This is a genomic window from Mesorhizobium sp. BAC0120, from assembly GCF_033542235.1.
Taxonomy (GTDB): Bacteria; Pseudomonadota; Alphaproteobacteria; order Rhizobiales; family Rhizobiaceae; genus JAWRCU01.
Genome location: NZ_JAWRCU010000006.1, coordinates 187,678 through 207,392, shown reverse-complemented (window position 1 = coordinate 207,392; position 19,715 = coordinate 187,678). Strand labels below are relative to the sequence as shown.

Annotated in this window: 17 protein-coding genes; 13 read left to right on the top strand and 4 right to left on the bottom strand. The window is 59.5% G+C overall.

Annotation, left to right across the window (positions count from 1 at the left end):
• The first annotated feature begins 7 nt into the window (after positions 1-7).
• The 4 genes from SAZ10_RS16265 (at position 8) to SAZ10_RS16255 (ending at position 5,645) form a co-directional block, all read left to right on the top strand.
• Entirely contained in the window at positions 8-2,017 is a 2,010-nt protein-coding gene (locus SAZ10_RS16265) for an acetyl/propionyl/methylcrotonyl-CoA carboxylase subunit alpha (protein WP_318610364.1), read from the top strand.
• Positions 2,018-2,019: 2 nt separating this feature from the next.
• Positions 2,020-4,161, top strand: a complete 2,142-nt coding sequence (gene scpA, locus SAZ10_RS16260; RefSeq protein ID WP_318610363.1) for a methylmalonyl-CoA mutase — start codon at positions 2,020-2,022, stop codon at positions 4,159-4,161.
• Between the two features lie 150 nt (positions 4,162-4,311).
• On the top strand, positions 4,312-4,542 hold the full coding sequence (locus SAZ10_RS33620; protein ID WP_412535229.1) for a hypothetical protein: 231 nt from the start codon (positions 4,312-4,314) through the stop codon (positions 4,540-4,542).
• A 614-nt stretch (positions 4,543-5,156) separates the two neighbouring features.
• Positions 5,157-5,645 (top strand): TatD family hydrolase, encoded by a 489-nt coding sequence (locus tag SAZ10_RS16255; protein WP_318610524.1) that lies wholly within the window; start codon positions 5,157-5,159, stop codon positions 5,643-5,645.
• A gap of 95 nt (positions 5,646-5,740) precedes the next feature.
• Here the strand turns inward: SAZ10_RS16255 and SAZ10_RS16250 are convergent, their stop codons facing one another.
• On the bottom strand, positions 5,741-6,031 hold the full coding sequence (locus SAZ10_RS16250; protein WP_318610362.1) for a hypothetical protein: 291 nt from the start codon (positions 6,029-6,031) through the stop codon (positions 5,741-5,743).
• 107 nt (positions 6,032-6,138) lie between these two features.
• The gene (locus SAZ10_RS16245) at positions 6,139-8,526 is read right to left on the bottom strand and encodes a transketolase (RefSeq protein WP_318610361.1); all 2,388 of its coding nucleotides are present in this window, start codon (positions 8,524-8,526) and stop codon (positions 6,139-6,141) included.
• A gap of 129 nt (positions 8,527-8,655) precedes the next feature.
• Between SAZ10_RS16245 and SAZ10_RS16240 the strand changes: the two genes are divergently transcribed.
• The 9 genes from SAZ10_RS16240 (at position 8,656) to SAZ10_RS16200 (ending at position 17,513) form a co-directional block, all read left to right on the top strand.
• The gene (locus SAZ10_RS16240; protein WP_318610360.1) at positions 8,656-9,132 is read left to right on the top strand and encodes an Lrp/AsnC family transcriptional regulator; all 477 of its coding nucleotides are present in this window, start codon (positions 8,656-8,658) and stop codon (positions 9,130-9,132) included.
• A gap of 220 nt (positions 9,133-9,352) precedes the next feature.
• A complete protein-coding gene (locus SAZ10_RS16235; RefSeq protein ID WP_318610359.1) occupies positions 9,353-10,099 on the top strand; it encodes a transporter substrate-binding domain-containing protein in 747 nt (248 codons plus the stop codon).
• A 134-nt stretch (positions 10,100-10,233) separates the two neighbouring features.
• A complete protein-coding gene (locus SAZ10_RS16230) occupies positions 10,234-10,929 on the top strand; it encodes an ABC transporter permease subunit (RefSeq protein ID WP_318610358.1) in 696 nt (231 codons plus the stop codon).
• Positions 10,929-11,621 carry an ABC transporter permease subunit gene (locus SAZ10_RS16225; RefSeq protein WP_318610357.1) on the top strand — a complete coding sequence of 231 codons (693 nt, stop codon included), beginning with the start codon at positions 10,929-10,931 and terminating at the stop codon, positions 11,619-11,621. Before SAZ10_RS16230 ends, SAZ10_RS16225 begins: the two co-directional genes overlap by 1 nt.
• Positions 11,622-11,662: 41 nt before the next feature.
• A complete protein-coding gene (locus SAZ10_RS16220; protein WP_318610356.1) occupies positions 11,663-12,412 on the top strand; it encodes an amino acid ABC transporter ATP-binding protein in 750 nt (249 codons plus the stop codon).
• Positions 12,413-12,478: 66 nt separating this feature from the next.
• Positions 12,479-13,726, top strand: a complete 1,248-nt coding sequence (locus SAZ10_RS16215) for a threonine synthase (RefSeq protein WP_318610355.1) — start codon at positions 12,479-12,481, stop codon at positions 13,724-13,726.
• 59 nt (positions 13,727-13,785) lie between these two features.
• The gene (locus SAZ10_RS16210; protein ID WP_318610354.1) at positions 13,786-15,174 is read left to right on the top strand and encodes a M20/M25/M40 family metallo-hydrolase; all 1,389 of its coding nucleotides are present in this window, start codon (positions 13,786-13,788) and stop codon (positions 15,172-15,174) included.
• 54 nt (positions 15,175-15,228) lie between these two features.
• Positions 15,229-16,446, top strand: a complete 1,218-nt coding sequence (locus SAZ10_RS16205) for an MFS transporter (protein ID WP_318610353.1) — start codon at positions 15,229-15,231, stop codon at positions 16,444-16,446.
• 176 nt (positions 16,447-16,622) lie between these two features.
• Entirely contained in the window at positions 16,623-17,513 is an 891-nt protein-coding gene (locus SAZ10_RS16200) for a succinylglutamate desuccinylase/aspartoacylase family protein (RefSeq protein ID WP_318610352.1), read from the top strand.
• 3 nt (positions 17,514-17,516) lie between these two features.
• Here SAZ10_RS16200 and SAZ10_RS16195 read toward each other — a convergent pair whose 3' ends face one another.
• Together SAZ10_RS16195 and SAZ10_RS16190 are read right to left on the bottom strand one after the other, a co-directional pair.
• A complete protein-coding gene (locus SAZ10_RS16195) occupies positions 17,517-18,287 on the bottom strand; it encodes a GntR family transcriptional regulator (protein WP_318610351.1) in 771 nt (256 codons plus the stop codon).
• A gap of 123 nt (positions 18,288-18,410) precedes the next feature.
• Positions 18,411-19,655: a threonine synthase gene (locus SAZ10_RS16190; RefSeq protein ID WP_318610350.1), complete on the bottom strand. Its 1,245-nt coding sequence runs from the start codon at positions 19,653-19,655 to the stop codon at positions 18,411-18,413.
• Positions 19,656-19,715: the final 60 nt, after the last annotated feature.

Here is a 19,715-nt window from a genome sequence, read left to right as displayed (position 1 = left end):
GCCGGTGATGTTCAAAAAGATACTTATCGCCAATCGCGGCGAGATTGCTTGCCGGGTCATCAAGACCGCAAAGAAGCTCGGTATCGCCACGGTCGCGGTCCATTCAGAAGCCGATCGCGACGCCCTGCATGTGAGGATGGCCGATGAAGCCGTGCATATCGGGCCTGCGCCGTCCGCCCAGTCCTATCTGGCCATCGACAAGATCCTCGATGCAGTCAAGGCGACCGGCGCGGACGCTGTCCATCCCGGCTATGGCTTCCTGTCGGAAAACGCCAATTTACCCGAGGCGCTGAAGGCCGAAGGTGTCGCCTTCATCGGCCCGCCGCCGGTCGCCATCGAAGCGATGGGCGACAAGATCACGTCGAAGAAGATCGCGGCGTCCGCCGGCGTCAACACCGTGCCCGGCCATATGGGCCTGATCGAAGATGCCGACGAGGCCGTCACCATCGCGCGCGATATCGGCTATCCGGTCATGATCAAGGCGTCGGCCGGCGGTGGCGGCAAAGGCATGCGGATCGCCTGGAACGATGCCGAAGCGCGCGAAGGCTTCCAGTCATCTCGCAACGAGGCGAGGAATTCCTTCGGCGACGACCGCATCTTCATCGAGAAATTCGTCACCCAACCACGCCACATCGAGATCCAGCTGCTGGGCGACCAACACGGCAATTTGGTCTATCTCGGCGAGCGGGAATGCTCGATCCAGCGCCGCAACCAGAAGGTGATCGAGGAGGCGCCGTCGCCGTTCCTGGACACCGCCACGCGCAAGGCGATGGGGGAGCAGGCGGTCGCGCTGGCGAAGGCTGTCGGGTATTTCTCCGCGGGCACGGTCGAGTTCATCGTCGATGCCGACAGAAACTTCTACTTCCTCGAGATGAACACCCGGCTCCAGGTCGAGCACCCGGTGACGGAACTGGTCACCGGCATCGATCTCGTGGAGGAGATGATCCGCATTGCCGACGGGCAGAGGCTGCGCTTCGCTCAAGGCGACGTGAAGCTCGACGGCTGGGCGATAGAGAGCCGGCTCTATGCCGAAGACCCTTATCGCAACTTTCTGCCGTCGATCGGACGGCTGACGCGATACCGGCCTCCCTCGGAGGGCAAGAGACCGGACGGAACGGTGATCCGAAACGACACAGGCGTGCTCGAGGGCGGCGAGATCTCCATGCACTACGATCCGATGATAGCAAAGCTGTGCGCCTGGGCGCCGGATCGGCCGGCTGCCGTCGAGGCGATGACGCAGGCTCTCGACGAATTCGAGGTCGAGGGTATCGGCCACAACCTGCCGTTCCTGTCGGCCGTCATGGCGCAGGAGCGCTTTCGCGAGGGACGGCTGACGACTGCCTATATCGCGGAGGAGTTTCCCGAGGGCTTTTCCGCCGCTGAGCCTTCGCCCGATGAAGCACGGATGCTTGCGGCGGTGGCTGCCTGCGTCAACGCAAGGCTGCAGCTGCGCAATGCGGGGATTTCGGGCGCAATGGCGAACCATCCTCGCGCAATCGGCTCCGACTGGGTCGTGACCTTGTCCGGATCTGAACTGTCGGTTGCCGTCCCGCTATCAGGAGAGACCCCCGTCACCACTGTGGCTTTTGAGGATGGAAAGACCTTCGCCGTCGGCAGCCACTGGACGCCGGGGGATACCCGTGCCGCCTTTGAACTGAACGGTTGCCGGATCGTCGTGAAGACCAACCTCTGCGGCTCCGGCATCAGGCTTCGGTGGCGCGGCATCGATACGGTCGCCTTCGTGCGCTCGCCGCGGGTGGCGGAGCTTGCCAGGCTCATGCCGCGCAAACTGCCGCCGGACACGTCCAGGATGCTGATTTGTCCGATGCCCGGCGTGCTGACCGCTATAGCGGTGCGCGTGGGAGATACCGTCGAAGCAGGCCAGATGCTGGCAACGGTCGAGGCAATGAAGATGGAAAATGTGCTGCGGGCCGAGCGGAAAGCGACCGTGAAGGCGATCGCTGCCGCAGCCGGAGCAAGCCTCGCCGTCGATCAACTGATCATGGAGTTCGAGTAGGTATGGCCGATGGTTCCGACCTCGAACCCTGGCGCAAGCTTGCCGAGCGCGAACTCAAGGCAGCGCCGGAGACATTGACCTGGCACACGCCGGAAGGCATCGACCTGAAGCCGCTCTACACCGGGGCCGATCTCGATGCCCTCGATCACCTCGGCACGCTCCCTGGGATAAAGCCGTTCCTTCGCGGCCCGCGCGCCACCATGTACGCTGGCCGGCCGTGGACGATCCGTCAATATGCCGGCTTCTCCACGGCGGAGGAGTCGAACGCCTTCTATCGCAAGGCGCTCGCCGCCGGTCAGCAGGGCATTTCCGTCGCCTTCGATCTCGCCACGCATCGCGGCTATGACAGCGACCACCCGCGGGTGGTGAGCGATGTCGGCAAGGCCGGCGTGGCGATCGACAGCATCGAGGACATGAAGATCCTGTTCGACGACATTCCGCTCGACAGGGTCTCGGTGTCCATGACCATGAACGGCGCAGTGATTCCGATCCTTGCCAGCTTCATCGTTGCCGGCGAAGAGCAGGGCGTGCCACGCGAGAAGCTATCGGGGACGATCCAGAACGACATTCTGAAGGAGTTCATGGTCCGCAACACCTACATCTACCCGCCCGAGCCTTCAATGCGGATCGTCGCTGACATCATCGAGTACACCTCGCGTGAGATGCCGAAGTTCAACTCCATTTCGATCTCCGGCTACCACATGCAGGAGGCCGGCGCGACGCTGGTGCAGGAACTCGCCTTCACGCTCGCCGACGGACGCGAATATGTGCGCGCGGCCTTGAAGAAGGGTCTCGATGTCGATGCCTTTGCAGGCCGGCTGTCCTTCTTTTTCGCGATTGGCATGAATTTCTTCATGGAGGCGGCAAAGCTGCGCGCGGCACGCCTGCTGTGGTCGCGCATCATGGAGGAGTTCCGACCGAAGAAGGCGGAGTCCTTCATGCTGCGCACGCATTGCCAGACATCCGGCGTGTCGCTGCAGGAGCAGGACCCCTACAACAATATCGTGCGCACGGCCTATGAGGCGCTGGCGGCGGTGCTCGGGGGCACTCAGTCGCTGCACACCAATTCCTTCGACGAGGCAATTGCGCTACCGACCGAGTTTTCGGCCCGCATCGCGCGCAACACGCAGCTCATCCTGCAAAACGAGACCGGCGTGACGAAGGTCGTCGACCCGCTCGCCGGCTCCTATTATGTCGAGAGCCTGACTGCCGAGCTCGCCGAGAAGGCATGGGCGCTGATCGAGGAGGTCGAGGCGCTGGGCGGCATGACCAAGGCGGTCATCGACGGCCTGCCCAAGCGGCTGATCGAGGAAGCCGCGACGGGTCGGCAAGCGGCAATCGACCGGGGAGATGAGGTCATTGTCGGGGTGAACAAGTACCGGCTCGAACAGGAAGACCAGATCGAGATACTCGAGATCGACAACAAGGCGGTCCGCGATGCGCAAATCGCCCGCATCGGGCGAACCAAGCGGCAACGTGAGCCCGAGCGTGTGGCCGAGACGCTGGCGACGCTGCGCGAGCTTGCGCGTTCGGGCCAAGGCAATCTCCTGGCCGCCGCCGTGGACGCGGCGCGGGCCCGGGCCACCTTGGGCGAGATTTCGAACGCGATGCGCGACGCTTTCGGCGACCATTCGGCCGTGCCGAAAGTAGTGCGCAAGGTCTACGGACCGGCCTATGAGGGCGAGCCCGAATATCAGAACCTCGTCAGCCGGCTGGAGGAATTTTCCAGCGAGCTTGGCCAGACCCCGCGCATCATGATCGCCAAGCTCGGCCAGGACGGACACGACCGCGGCGCCAATGTGATCGCATCGGCGTTCGGCGATCTGGGCTTCGACGTGATCGCAGGTCCCCTGTTCCAGACACCACAGGAAGCTGCCGACGTGGCGATCGCCGCCAAGGTGCATGTCGTTGGCATGTCCTCGCTTGCGGCGGGCCACAAGACGCTCGCGCCGCAGCTCGTCGATGCGATCAAGGCGAAGGGCGGCGAGAACATTATCGTCGTGGTCGGCGGCGTCGTGCCCCGTCAGGACTACCAATTCCTGCTCGATCACGGCGTCGCGGCGGTTTTCGGCCCCGGCACCAACGTGCTCGAGGCCGCGCGTGCCGTGCTCGACCTCATGGAAGGGAACCGGCGCAACCAATGAATTCGACCGGAGCAGCATTCCGGTTGGCAACCCGACATCTAAAGGAGTTCGACATCTCCAATCAGGTAGCGATGTTTCCACAACGAGTACTGCGATCGGCTCCTTCGGCCGTTCGCTGAAAAGTGTACCGGCGACAAGCTGGCGTCGACCGTGCTGCGCTCGGCAGTAACGAAAAGCGGCGTCGATCCGTCGCGGATAGGGCACGTGGTGTTTGGCAACGTCATCCACGGCGAACCGCGAGATGCCTATCTCTACAGGGTCGCCGCAATCGAGGGCGGCCTGTACGCTTCGGTCCCGTGCCTGACTTTGAATCGCCTCTGCGGTTCGGGGTTGCAAGCCGTCATCTCGGCCGCGCAGCCTGCTGGAAGAAATCTTGCCTGACACTGTTGGAGTGTTCTACGCTCATCCCTCGCCAGACAAGCGTGCTGACTACAACCGCCGGGATTCTAATTTGTCCGGTGAACCTCGGTGGGCAGCCAGTGTTGACCATGTTGCAATCAGTGTCTTCTAGCCCGCTCAGATTTGGATTGTCTGACTCTGCCTCGAAAGCGTTCAACATCTCATTATACATCGTGAAAAGTGAGAAGATTTCTCTGACGGCTTCGCCATTTCTCTCGAATAAGCGGCAATTGAAGACGGCAGGATCCGACGTTGCGTCCTTGAATGCGGAAGGCCGTTATAGACGACCTGAATCGGACCCTGCTCCCTGTTAACGCTGCTGACGGGGAGACCCGGGGAGCGTGTGGTGGTGGAATAAAAGTCAACGGGGCGGACATGCCTCGATGGTGCATTCACACCGACAGGATTCTTCTGGTCTCCCGCGAGGCGTCCGCTGCTGCTCCGTCAACGCCCCGGAGGAAAATGCCGCCTACCGGACGATCCTGCAAAGTCAGACAAGTGGCGAGACGCTTGGCCTCCCATAGAGTCTGACTGCGAAACTTCTTCTGCAAGAGCCCAAAAGGTGTTGGAGCGGGAAAGGCACCGCTTGATGCGAGCTGGGTAATTGGCTAGGAACGCGTGTCGGTTTCCGCTGCTTTCATCACTCCTTCTGTGAAATAACCCTGGCAAATGATCGCATGATGTCTAGCCACAGCAGGCACGCAAGTGGCGAAGTCATCGAGGCACTTCAGCGCCAGCCCGACGCGGGATTGCCCGTCTTCCACTGGTTCTCTGGTCCCCTCGCTCATGCCCAGAAAGCTGCGGACATGGGCGCATGGTTTTGCGTGCGTCTTCCTATGGCGAGAAGCCGCCGCGCGTTGGCAATGATTGGAATATTGCCACGCAATCGTGTCCTGAATGAAACCGACGCTCCGTTCGCTTCAACTTCGGGAGAGAGCTATCCGACCAAAGCGTCGTCCTCGCCGGTGGCTGCACTGGCACGGCTGTGGGGCCTGGGTGAACAAGCCACGCAAAAACAGCTAAACGAGAACCTGCGCGGGATAGTGGCCGAAGCAGATCGGTTTCGGGTCGCGGCCAGTGCGTGATCCTCATCAGTCGGTCGGCCGCCAGCAGACCACTAGCCGCGCTGTCGGGTGTCGGCAGTGTCACGCCCTAGAGGATTGTCAGTAACGTCTACTTTTCAGACGAACCGGAAGCTGCCGCAATGACCGAGTTGACGGCGCAAAGCGGTCATTCCCAGCTCAAACCCATCTCTTCCTTCGGTTGCGGCACTCAACCGGGCGAAGACGCGAAACCAGAAGCGATAATCGGCTTCGCGTCCGTCGCAGCGCGCCGTCACCGCACACCAGGCGGCCGCGGTCGCGGCTGAAGGTCCGTAGACGGCAAGCGCCGCCTCGGCCACCCATTCAGGATCGACCCCATCCCACACCGCGACATCGCCGCCGTAGCGCGTAGCTGAATCTCGTAGCAAAGTGGTCCTTTGCCGCTCTCCAGGTATCCTGCGGCGTCAGCGGCCTCGGCTTGGCCAACGGCTCGAACCTTAACCCGACGTCTTGCCCGGTCTTGAAGCGCCGATAGTCAAGCTAGCCTTAGATTTCGTATCGGTTTCCCCGGGATGAGCGCTTCTGTGGCGACAATGATGGCCGACGCGTCGATGCCATGGTGGCGGTAGAGTTCGGAGATCGAGCCAGCTTGACCGAAATGCTCCACTCCCAGCGAGCGGGTGCGGTGACCGTGAACCGAACCGAGCCAACCGAGTGTTGCGGGATGTCCATCGATGACGGTGACGATGCCACAATGCGACGGGATCCCGGCGAGCAGGCGCTCGATATGGCTTGAAGCATGACTCAGTCCGGCCTCGCGGGCGCGCTGTGCTGCGGCCCAGCCGGCATTCAGCCGATCTGCCGAGGTAATTGCCAACAGCCCGACATCGCGGCGATCCTCGCCCATCATGCCAATTGCGTCGATGGCTTCCGGTGCAACCGCGCCTGTGTAAGCCACGATCACCTGCGCGTTCGGGCCGGGCCGACGCATCCAGTATCCGCCATTGATGATATCCTGCTCAAGCTGGGGCATGATTTCCCGCTTCGGCTGTTCGACCGAGCGCGTCGACAGGCGCAGGTAGACCGAGCCGCCGGTGGCATCGCGCAGCCACGTCATTTTGTCGGGCTCAGCTTCACCGGAACGCTGCATATATGCGAACGCCCATCGCATCATGACAGCCAGTTCGTCGACAAATGCCGGCTCGAAGCTGGCGAGCCCGTCTTGGGCCATGCCGATCAGCGGTGTTGCGATTGACTGGTGCGCTCCGCCCTCAGGCGCCAGGGTTATGCCCGACGGCGTGGCGACGATCATGAAGCGTGCATCCTGGTAGCAGGCATAATTCAGCGCATCGAGGCCGCGCTCGATAAACGGATCATAGAGCGTGCCTACCGGCAGCAGGCGCTCACCGAATATCGAATGTGACAGGCCCAGCGCCGACAGCATGATGAAAAGGTTCATCTCTGCAATGCCCAGTTCCATGTGCTGGCCCTTCGGCGAGAAGGCCCAGTTATAGGTCGATGGTATCCGCTCTGCCTTGAAGAGGTCGGCCATGGTTTCCTTTGAAAACAGGCCGCGTCGGTTGACCCATGCGCCGAGATTGGTCGAGACGGTGACATCCGGCGAAGTTGTGACGATGCGGTCGGCCAATTGCGTGTCAGACTTTGCGATCTCATGCATGACGAGGCCGAAGCCCTGCTGCGTGGACATCGAAAGCTGCGCGCCGAACTCAAGCCGTTCGGGCACTGCGATTTCCGTGGCGGTGAAGCGGCGGCGACCGCGCTGCACAAACGGGACCTTCTTCAGGAACGTCTTTGCCGCGCTCTCGCCAGCGCTCATCCCTTCGAACTTCTCCCATTCATAACCGGGACGCACATTCATTGCCTGACGCAGCGATTCAAGCTGCGTCGGCGTCATGAGGCCTGCATGGTTGTCCTTGTGCCCGGCGAGCGGCAGGCCGAAACCCTTGATTGTGTAGGCGATGAAGCAGACCGGGCGGTCATGCTGCCGCGCCTTCTCGAACGCCTCGATCAGCGACGGCAGGTCGTGGCCGCCGAGATTGCCCATCAATGATGCCAGTTCCTCGTCGCTGCGCTTTTCTATCAGCTGCGAGACAATTCCCTGATCACCGATCTCGTCCATCAAACGCGTGCGCCATGCGGCACCACCCTGAAACGTCAATGCCGAATAGAGCTGGTTCGGGCAGGCATCGATCCATTCGCGCAGCTTTTCGCCGCCAGGTTCGCTGAACGCCGCCTGCTGCAGCTTGCCATGCTTGATGACAACGACATCCCAGCCAAAATTGCGGAAGATCGCCTCGAAACGCGCCCAGAGGCCCTCGCGCGCCACTGCGTCGAGGCTCTGGCGGTTATAGTCGACAACCCACCATGTGTTGCGAAGGCCGTGCTTCCACCCTTCCAGAAGCGCCTCGAAGATGTTGCCCTCGTCCATCTCGGCATCGCCGACCAGTGCAACCATCCTGCCTTCGGGCGAATCCGGCCTCCAGCCCTTCGCCCGCACATAGTCCTGCACCAGAGAGGAAAACAGCGTCTGCGCGACCCCCAGTCCGACCGATCCGGTGGAGAAGTCAACGTCATCGACATCCTTGGTCCGAGACGGATAGGACTGCACGCCCTTGTAGCCGCGGAAATTTTCCATCTTCTCACGCGTTTGATTGCCAAGAAGATACTGGATCGCATGGAAGATCGGGCTAGCATGCGGCTTGACCGCGACACGATCCTCCGGACGCAATACATGGAAGTAAAGCGCAGTCATGATCGTCGCCAGCGAAGCGGAGGACGCCTGATGTCCGCCGACCTTGAGGCCATCGTCATTGTCCCGCAGATGGTTGGCATTATGGATCATCCAGGTGGCAAGCCACAGGACCTTGCGCTCCAGTTCGCCCAGTATCTTCAGGTCGGCCATTGTGCAGTCCCAACTTTTCTCGTTGCGAGCAGGATAAGGCACAGGGCGGAGCGAGAGCGGCCAAACTTGCTTTCCAAAAACCGCGATGTTAGCTGGAATTGCCATGTACTAGCTCAATGATGGTGATTTATGCCAATTTTTGCACTGGACGCGATTGACCGAAAAATCCTTCGCATCCTTCAGGCAGATGGCAAGATTTCAATCGGCGAACTTGCGGAAAAGGTGGGACTGTCGCCCTCGCCTTGCGCGCGCCGGATACGATTGCTGGAGAAGGCCGCCATCATCAAAGGCTACACTGCCGTTGTCGATCAGAAGCGAGTGGGACTGCCTATCAGCGCCTTCGCCTCGATCAAGTTGGAGCGCCAGCGCGAAGAGGACCTCGACAAATTCGAGGAAACTGTTTCCCGCTGGCCTGAAGTGCTGGACTGTTATCTGATGACCGGCCAGCGGGATTATCTGATGCGCGTTGTGGCCGCCGATCTCGAAGCCTATGAGCGCTTCATCAAGGACAAGCTGACCCGGCTGGACAACATCGCCTCCATCGAAACCAGTTTCGCGCTTGGTCAGGTAAAACGCTCGGAAGTATTGCCCCTTGATGGGATATAGGGTCAGGACGCGACTTTCTGGGCCGGAGCCATAGCGTCGTCTTTCGGTCCGCACCTCATTCATTCAAATTGGCAGATCGCGACCTCAAGGACTCGACAGGAGTTCAATGCGCTTTGCCCCGACGTTCGTGACTCTATCTGACCATTAAAGCCCCTTGACAATTCTGGCTTCCGCTTCGTACGGTCTATTTGTAATTACAAATCAAACGGGGAACAGATCAATGAGATCGCTTCTAACGCGGGTTCTCGCGACAACATTGCTGCTCGCGTCTCTGACCGGGGTACAAGCCCAGGAACGAGAGATCACGATTGCTAACGAAGGTGGCTTCCCTCCGTTCAATATGACTGCGGCGGACGGTACGCTCCAAGGCTTTGACATCGATCTTGGCAATGCCATGTGCGAAATCATCAAGGCGAAGTGCAACTACGTCACCAATGAGTGGAGCGGCATCATTCCGGCGCTGCTGGCCAAGAAATTCGACGTCATCATTGGCGGAATGGGCATTACTGACGAGCGCAGGAAACGCGTCATCTTCAGCGAACCCTATGCGCGCACCTACTCCTATTTCGGGGTGGTCGAAGGCAAGGAATTCGACATCTCGCCCGAAACGATGAAGAACAAGGTCATTGGCATTCAGCAGGGAACGACCAACGCCGCCTATGTCGAGAAGACCTATCCGGGCGTGGAAATTCGGCGTTATCCCTCTATGGACGCGCTGATTTCAGACCTCAAGGCTGGGCGTGTCGATGTCGTTCTGGGCGACATCGAGCCATTCCTCGGGAAAGGGGACGAAAAGCCCAAGATGGTCAATATCGGCGATCCGGTTCAGGTATCCGAAGGCATCGGCATGGCGTTCCGTCCCGAAGACACTGCACTGCGCGATGAGTTCAATGCTGCCCTGCAGACACTACGCGACAATGGCAAGTGGGAAGAACTTGCCAAGAAATGGGGGCCTCCGATCAAGTAGGTCCCTCCACCTCTCTGACGGCCGTCCGCTTCGCGCAGGCGGTCGTCAATCGATCTTCTGAAGAACTGGCCGAGCCCCGCGCTCCGCCTGTACTGCCGCAACAATTCCCGGCCTATGCTCTAAGGTAATTCTGAATGCTCGAGTATTTAGAGGCAGGTTGGGGCTGGCAATTCATGAGAGCCTTTGGCGTCAGCCTCACAGTCGCGGTTTTCAGCTTCGCGTTCTGCATCTTCATCGGGATCGTGCTGACGATCACCGCCAGATCGCGACTGTGGGGCGCGGCAGCGGTCATCAAGCTCTATACCTATGTTTTCAGAAGCCTCCCCGACATCCTGCTTCTGATCCTGATCTTCTACACCGCGGACGGCATCATCAACAGCGCGCTGTCGATGATCCCCGGCATGGCGCACCTTACCGTGAGCCCGCTGGTCCCGGGCATAATGTCCACCTCGATCGTTCTCGGCGCCTATTCGACCGAACTCTTCAAGGCTGGATGGGCGGACATTCCTCCCGGTCAGAACGAAGCCGGACGATCGCTTGGCTTCTCGGCATTTCAGTCACTCGCCCTGATAATCCTGCCTCAGGTCTACCAGAAGATGATTCCATATCTGAGTTCGCTGTGGCTGATCAGTATGAAGGAGACCGCTCTTCTGAGCATTATAGGTATATCCGACATCGTTCGCATCGCCTCGATCGGCGCCCGGTCCACCGAAGCACCGTTCACCTTTTATGGCATCGCGATAATCATCTTTATCGTCTTCGCATTCGTATCGGCCAAGCTGTTCCACAGGCTGGAAAAGCGGTCGCGCCGGTCCATAGGAGAAATCTGATGGACCTCATCATCGCTTACGGCCAGGAAATCCTTGGCGGGCTTTCCACGACACTCACCCTGTTCATCGTTTCGCTCTGCACCGGCTTCGTGTTGGCGGCAACCTCTGCCTTCATCCAGATTTATTTCGGCGGGCTTCTGTCGCAGGTCGTTTGGAACCTCATGTTCTGCATTCGCGGCGTGCCGATGCTGCTGGTGCTCTACGTGATCTACTACGGGTTCCCTGTGCTCGCGATCATCAGGGAGACATTCCTCTGGCACATATTCTCCAGCCCGTTCTGGTGCGCTGTTCTGTGCCTTTCCATAGTTGAGATGGCGTACACTTCCGAAATCATGCGGGGGTCGTATTTCCAGACCCCAAAGGAACAGATCGAAGCTGCCAAATCGCTTGGCTTGAGCGGATTCCAGACATTCCGCGTCGCGATCCTCCCAGCCATGCTACGCAATGGCTTCGCCGCCTATACCACCGAAGTCATCATGCTTTGCAAGACCACTGCGCTCGCCTTCACGGTCACGGTGATGGACGTAATGGGCTACGCCAACGAAATCCGCTCCCGCACGCTCGACGTCTATGAGCCGCTGCTGGTCGCGGGCGCAATCTATATCTGCATCACCATCATAACCCGCATTGTTCTTTCGACGATCTTTTCACTGGTCGCCGTTTCCGGTCGCGACCGGGCCGAGGCGCTGTGATGAAGCGCGTGAACGATGCTCCCTCCGAAAGGAATCCGGCAATGCCCGAAAACGGTCCTGGAACGTCTGTCGAAATCGAGGGCATGAGCAAGTGGTTCGGCGATTTCCAGGTTCTGACCGACATCAACCTTACCGTTCAGGAAGGCGAGAAGATCGTTGTCTGCGGGCCTTCAGGCTCAGGGAAGTCAACGATGATCCGCTGCATCAATGGCCTGGAACCATTCCAGGGCGGAACGATCAGGGTCCAGGGCATAGCGCTTTCACAGAAATCGAAGGTGCTCGACGCCGTCCGCAGGAACGTTGGAATGGTCTTTCAGCAGTTCAACCTGTTCCCGCATCTAACGGTGCTGGATAACTGCACATTGGCGCTCCGATGGGTTCACAAAATACCTCGAAAGGAAGCCGACGAGCTGGCAATGCACTATCTGGCGCGAGTTCGCATCCCTGAACAGGCGGGCAAATATCCACGTCAGCTATCCGGGGGCCAGCAGCAGCGTGTGGCGATCGCACGGTCGCTCTGCGTGAAACCGACAATCCTGCTCTGCGATGAGCCAACATCCTCTCTCGATCCGGAAATGGTGAAGGAGGTGCTGGAGACGCTGGCCGATCTCGCAAACGACGGGATCACCATCATCTGCGTCACGCATGAGATGGGCTTTGCCCGGCGTATCGCCGATCGCGTCATCTTCATGGATCGAGGAAAGATCGTCGAGGAAGCACCTCCTTTGGTGTTCTTTGGCGGTCCGAGGGAGGCGCGCACCAGGCATTTTCTGGAGCAGATCCTCCACTGACTTCAGCCTGGCAGCCGTCAGGCACGACATTCGACCGCAAATCCAAGAAATGCCTAGGCAAGAAGAATGAATATGATGTCCAACACACGCTCGCTGGCAACGGGGCAACGCTCGCTCGGACCAGCGAACCCTGTGTATCCCCTTTTGCCGGCTTTGCTTTCCGGCTGCCCCGGCACCTCGGACGAGGCCATGCAATATCCCCTCGAAGTTGCCTACGACTACGCATCGGCATCCCACGTATCCTTCAAAAAGGGATCGGGCTGGAAAAACTGGCAGGAGATCTTGCCCCCACTTCATCCCAAGATGACCATGCCGGTTGGATCGACACCAATGGTGGATGTTTCTGCCGTCGCGCCTCAGCGGTTCCGTGAACGTGGCGTGTATGTAAAGGACGAAAGCCGGAATCCGACCTGGAGCCACAAGGATCGGTTGAACACCTTCACAGTCTCGGCCGCTCTTTACGAGGGAGCAAAGACCATCATCGTTGCATCGTCGGGAAATCATGGCGTGTCCGCGGCGGCGATGGCGAGCCGCTCGGGCCTCAACTGCATCGTCTTGACTATGCCTGAAGTGAGTCCCGCATTTCGCGACATGATACTGGGTTATGGCGCATTTCCGGTATTCCTGCCCGCGGAAGACAGGTGGCCAGCAATGCGACTTCTTCAGGGCATTGCCGGCACCTATCCCGTCAGCAATCTCACGACGGTTCACACCGGACACCCTTGGGGACCGGAAGGCTACAAAACCATAGCTTACGAAATTCTCGCCGATCTGGATGGGCTGGTGCCGGCGGCTGTTGTCGTGCCCACAGGGTATGGCGAAATGTTGTACGGCATTTACAAGGGCTTCAACGAAGCCCGGCTGCTCGGACATATCGACCGAATACCGCAGCTTGTATCGGTTGAGCCGGCGGCGCGCGGCCCCCTTTATCACGCCATCAGGAACGGTTTACCGGCCACGACTGTCGATGCGGGTCCCACAATACAGTCCGGAACGGCGACTACGGTAAACGGCTATCGATCCGTCGTCGCAATCCGTGAAAGCAAGGGCATCCCGTTGCTGGTCGACGATGAGGCTGCCCGGGCAGCTCATAGGACCATGGCGCGTCAGGGCCTCTGGCATGAATTCTCCTCGAGCGCCGCGTTTGCGGCTCTGGAAGATATCCCGGCTTTTGAAAACGATGGCGCGGTCGTTGTTATGGGCTGTTCGACCGGATTGAAGGAGCCACCGGGCTCTATGCAGGTTTCGGTGGCCAAGGCAGACCTGCCGTCGCTGCGAGCTTACCTGAAATACGAATACGGCTTCGATCTTTAGCCGGCAGGCTGTGCACAGAAACCGAAAGCCGCCCCCAGAACAGCACGGAGGGTAAGAAAATGTCCAATATCAAGAAGGCGCTTTTAGAAGTGGATGGCAATCTGGAAGCTGCAACCGCCAAGCTGTTCGAACTGATCTCGATCCCATCCGTTTCCAGCGACCCGGAAGGAAAGCCGGGCATCGAGAAGGCCGCTCGCTGGTTGTGCGACAAGCTTTCCAGCCTGGGCTTTGACGCGCGGGTTGTCGAGACCGCAGGGCATCCGCTCGTGCTTGCCCACTCAACAGACCACACTCAAGCCGATCGCCCGAAGTTGCTTTTTTACGGCCACTACGACGTTCAGCCGGTCGGCGTAGTCGAAGATTGGCGGCACCCGCCATTCGAGCCAAATGTCATCAACGAGGACGGGATTCGCCGCTTTTACGGTCGAGGCGCGTCGGACAGCAAGAGCCAGTTGTGGACATTCATTGAAGGGCTTCGCGCGTGGAAAACCGTCTACGGAAGCTTTCCGGGTAAGGTGACGATCCTGCTCGAAGGCGAAGAAGAATCCGGCTCTCACAGCCTGCCTGCCTTCCTCAAAGCACACGAGGATGAACTGTCGTGCGATATCGCGTTCATCTGCGACGGTGACATGTGGTCGCCGACACAACCGGCGCTGAACCTGCGGCTGAAAGGTCTTCTCCATGAGAAGGTGACGATCTTCGCGCCGAATCGGGACCTGCATTCCGGCTATTTCGGTGCGGTCGCGGTAAACCCGATCCGTATTCTCAGTTCGATTCTTGCAAGCATCCACGACGAGGCCGGACGCGTAACCATCGAAGGATTCTACGATGGCCTGAAAGAGATTTCACAGGCGCTCCGCAGGCAATGGAGCGCACTTTCAGAGGAAACCGACCTTTTCGGCAAGGTGGATTTAACCGGTGGGATGGTCGAGCAAGGTTACTCGCCGCTTGAAGCCATCTGGAGCCGGCCCACGGTGGACTTTAACGGTATCACCAGCGGAAATCAGGGTCCGGGCGAACGGTCCGTAATCCCCGGTTCTGCCACAGTGCGGCTGTCTTTCCGTCTCGTGGAAGGTCAGGACCCGGAGAACATCCGACAGCTATTCCAGCGCCACGTTCGCTCGCGCCTGCCTGAGGGGTGTACGGTCGAGTTCGAGGGATTCCCTGGCAGCAGTGCCGTCACCTTGCCGGAGGACAATCCATTCGTGAAGGCCACGGCCCGCGGGCTGGAGAAGGAATGGGGGAAACCGACGGTGCTCAAGGGGTCGGGTGGATCGATTCCAGTCGCTCAGCAATTCAAGGACATGCTTGGCATCGATTGCATTGTGATAGGCTTCATCCTGCCCGATGACGCGATCCACGCGCCTGACGAACGCTACGACATTAAGCGATTGCACAAGGGTGTGCGCAGCTGGATCCGGATTCTGGATGAGTTCCAGCAAGCCTAGCGGCAGCCGGCACGTTTCAGCCTTCGATTCCCCCTGAAAGGTCCGTGCAATCCGGTGTCCAGCGTCCGCTCCATACAATTCGTCCGGCTCTGGTCTGGAAATACCGCATCGGGCATCGCCACCTGGGCGTTGCCTTTTGTGCTTGGCTTCGCTGTTTCACGGGGCGTCCTTTCTGCTGTCGATCTGGGAATTTTCCTCGCGCTCCGCTCGGTCGGATTTCTTGTTGCGGTGCCGATCGGTGGTGTCATGGCCGACAGGATCGGAAGCCGCAGGATCATCCTCGCCTCGAGCCTCATCGCTGCCGGTGGGACGCTGCTTGTCTGTCTCGATCTTGCCTTGAGTGCGCAGGCGACACCTCTGCTGACAGGAGCAGGCGTGTTCTTTTCGGGCATCGGTCAGGGTGCTTCGAGACCCGTCTATCAGGCGATCGTGCCCGGCATTGTGTCTGTCACTTATCTTCAGACCGCCAATGCGGCGCTCAGCCTGTCCATCCGTGCGACAATTCTGGTCGGGCCTGCCGCTGCAACGCTTATCGCCACGATGTTCGGGGTTGCCGCCGCGTTCCTCGCAATCGCCATTCTATGGGCACTAAGCGCATTCCTTCCGCCGTGGCCCGTCGAGCCGCCAAGACAAACCAGCTCGGCCGCTCAGCATTCCAGCTACATACGATTGTTCGCGGAAGACTTTACCGAGGGCTATCACGAGGCACGGCGTCATCCCTGGTTCTTTGCGGCTCTGGCAGCGCTCTGCGCCGTCGTGGCAACAGGCTATTCTGTCACCAACGTTCTTTTGCCGGTCATAAGTGTCGATGTTTTCGACAGCGCAACTTTGCTGGTAGGCAGCGTCACCGCCTATATGTTGGGCGCGCTGGCCGGCGCGGTTGTGGTTTCGCACTGGAACCCGATCAAGAGAGGCTGGTGGGGGCTCGTAGGACTGGGCAGCTACGCGCTGGTACCGCTAAGCCTGCTCGCTGCCGAGACTTTCTGGATGCCGATGGTCGCATATGCGCTCGCCGGTTTCGGCATGGAGCTGTTCAACGTCATCTGGTTCACCGCTATTCAGGACGGAATTGTTCGCGAAAAGCTTGCGCGCGTCTCCTCACTGGATTTCATCATATCTTACGGCCTTGCTCCGCTCGGACTGTCGGTGATTGCACCCTTGTCCACGAGCGTGGGTATCGCGCCAATCCTGATCGGCACGGCGATCATATGTATGCTGGCCGCCATCCTTGCCAGTATGACGCCGACGGCAGCCGAGTTCCGTCTGAAATGAACACGCGCAAGCAACAGTTATGATCCCCGCGCTTTCGCCGGGCAAACGACAGCAAGGCTTCTATGGTTAGTCAGGTTTGGTCCACTATTGATTTTGAACGGCATGGCGTTCAGCTAGACTATGCCCGCGTTCCATACTCATCCGACACATCGGCCTATGGCTGGATACCGGTGCCGATGATCTGCATCAACGGCGGCGAGGGGCGCACCGTCCTGCTGACCGCCGGTACGCATGGCGACGAGTATGAAGGCCAGATCGCCTTGCGCAGGATCGCTCATGCCCTGACGCAGACGAAGGTCAAAGGCAGGGTCATCATTCTGCCGGAACTGAACCGCCCAGCAGTTGTCGCCGGACGCCGTAATTCTCCGCTGGATGGAGGAAATCTCAACCGACTGTTTCCCGGGGACGCCAATAGTGGTCCGACCAGCATGATCGCGAACTACGTTACCGAGGTTCTTTTCCCTTTAGCTGATTATGTGCTTGACCTTCATTCGGGGGGAAGCTCTCTCGACTACATGCCCGTGGCCTTGGCGCATCGTGGCCGCACACCGCAACAGGCGCATCAAATCGCAGAACTGCTGGACTGCTTCCGCGCGCCGAACAGTATTCTCACTGACGGGAAAGGCGGAGGCGGCGCTACAACGCTTTACGCTTCGGCGGTCGCACACGGGCTGGCGGCGCTGACGACCGAACTCGGCGGCGGACCCGGTGTTTCGGCTGCCGGTACCGATCTGGCCGAGGCCGGCATCCGCCGTGTTTTGCGCCAGCTGGGAATCGCGCCCGAGATCTCCGCGCCCGAGGCCAAGCCGAGCCGCAGGCTCCGAATGCTACCGCCCGCTACCACTATCTACTCGTCTTCGCATGGTATTTTCGAACCGCTCGTGAAGGTTGGAGACCGGGTCAGGAGCGGAGAGCCGGCAGGTTATTTGCATCCGCTTGGCCGCCCGCTGGACGAGCGTACGGAATTGCGTTTCAATGCCGACGGCTTCGTCATCTTCCGAAGGTTCCCAGCCCTTGCCGCAACAGGCGACGCACTTTGCGGCCTGTGCGCCGAGATTGAAGAATGAACGTCAGCGAAGGGTGGCTAAGGGTTCGAGCGGACTGAACTCGCCGACGAACTCGTTGCGGTGCGCAGGAAACGACAGCTTTGCCCACGTCAACGCGTCTGCGTTGACCCATGTCCGTCGCTCCGAGACGAGTAGCGGTTCATGCGGAGCGAGACACAACGCCTTTGCAATGCGACGGTCCGCATTTGTCGCCCTGATCGTATTGATCAGCCGGGTGCATGGCAGCCTTGCCAGCAGCCACTCGTTCGGCAGAACCTTATCGAATGTTTCGAATTCCACTTCCGGAATAACCGATATGCGGATGAAGCGTTCCTCGAACACTTCGCTCGCTCCGTTGGCTCTGTGAACGAGGTCCAACTTCAGCAGCCGTTCGTTGGCGACCGCTTCCTTCCATCCATAGGCCTCTGCGCCGTCAACGATTTCACGCTTAAGCAGTTCGAAGCTGTAAGTCTTGTTGGTGCTCTCGATCTTTTCGCGAATATCGAGAATGCCGATAACGGTGTGATTGTCTGTGCGCTCGCTGACGAAAGTCCCCAAGCGCCGACGCCGGACTATGATCTTGGTGTTCGCCAGATGGTTCAGCACTTTGTTAAGCGGAGCGCGGGAGACGCCCAGCATGAGCGCAAGTTCTTCTTCCGGCGGAATGCGATAGCCGGGCGGCCAGGCGCCGGTCTGGATCTTGTCGCGGATGGCACGTTCGATCTGCTGATGTCGTGCGCCCACGCCATCCAGAATCAATTCAGATGAGATGTCAGATTTTCGAGTGTTCGCCATCGGGCTAACATAGCCGATCGCTTTTAGGCCCGGAAGAAATAACGCCTGACCATCAATAAATTTATCCGGTCACCTGCCATTCGCCAACCAGAATACGGGATGATCTGTCAACATGCCGACTGACTACAAGTCGAAGTTGAACTCCAATTTCAGGTATGCGCGCAAGGACGCAAGATCCGGCTTGGCTTTCCGGACCGCCATCGTTTTTGGCGGCTCCTTGAGACCGGTCGAACAGTTCATGACGACCACCGGTCCCTCATGCGAAAGCGACTCGATATCGCTTAGCGCAGCAAAAGCTGCACTCGACGAATATTCCTGCCAGATGCCCTGCCGAGCCAGCTTCGCATGGGCCGCCAACGCCGCATCGTCGTTTACCACCAGCGGAATGCCCCTGCTTTCGCGAACGGCGACGGCCGCCCTGTAACCACTTACTGTGCTGGCGGTGCCACCCTGTATCGTTGGCAAGCCCTGCACGGTTGCGGTCTCATTACCGGACTTGAAGGCATGATAGAGGGGTCCGCGCGCGGCCGGCTCCACGGAAACGATCTGTGGCACGCGGTCCGTCAAGCCGAAATCGCGAGCCTCGCGGAAGCCCTTGAATACGCCATAGAGCATCTCGCCATATCCTGTCGGTACAATGACAGCTGCAGGTGGCTTTCCGCCGAATGCCTCGAGTATCTCATAGGCAATCGTCTTGTAGCCTTCCGCCCCCCAGGGGTGACCGGTATGCACCGAAGTAAGGTTGCTCACCGGATACGTTCCCGGCACCTCGCGTAAGGCTCTCATGGCTGGCCAGCGGGCATCAACCGGTAAGAAGACAGGAAAGGCCCCATAGCCGACAATCATGTCGCGGAAGGCCGGGCTCACATCTGGCATCGTGATCACGATGCAATTCAGACCGGCCCGGCTCGCCATGGCAGCGGCCGAGACGCCATGGTTTCCCGATGAAGCGACTATGATGGTGGAAGCCTCTTCCAGGAGAGCTGCGCTGATCGTGTACTTGTTAAGCCGATCCTTGTGACTCCAGGTCGGGTTGCGGCTTTCATCCTTGATGTAGACGCCACGATCGCGCATCTGCGGAGGCGCGACTGCGGAGATGTCGACAAGCGGCGTGAAGCCTACCGGCATGGATGACGCCGGATGCAGGGGTGGCAACAACTGCTGCCAGCTGGACCTTGCGCCCTCGGTGAACCTAACATCCTTGGCTTTTTCGTAGTCAAAGGCCAGTTCGAGCGGGTATTGCATCTTAGCTGTCGAGGTGACCGGGCAACCGGCAAGATGCGAGGGGAATAGCGGGAATTTTGGATTGCCCGGTCCGAACGATATTTGTCCGGTCGCCAGCGAATCCATGCGGTTGATAGAGAGCATTCGTGTCTCCTGTCGCCGAGGCGTCACCCCGGACAAGTCAAAGCGTGTCGAAACGTGATT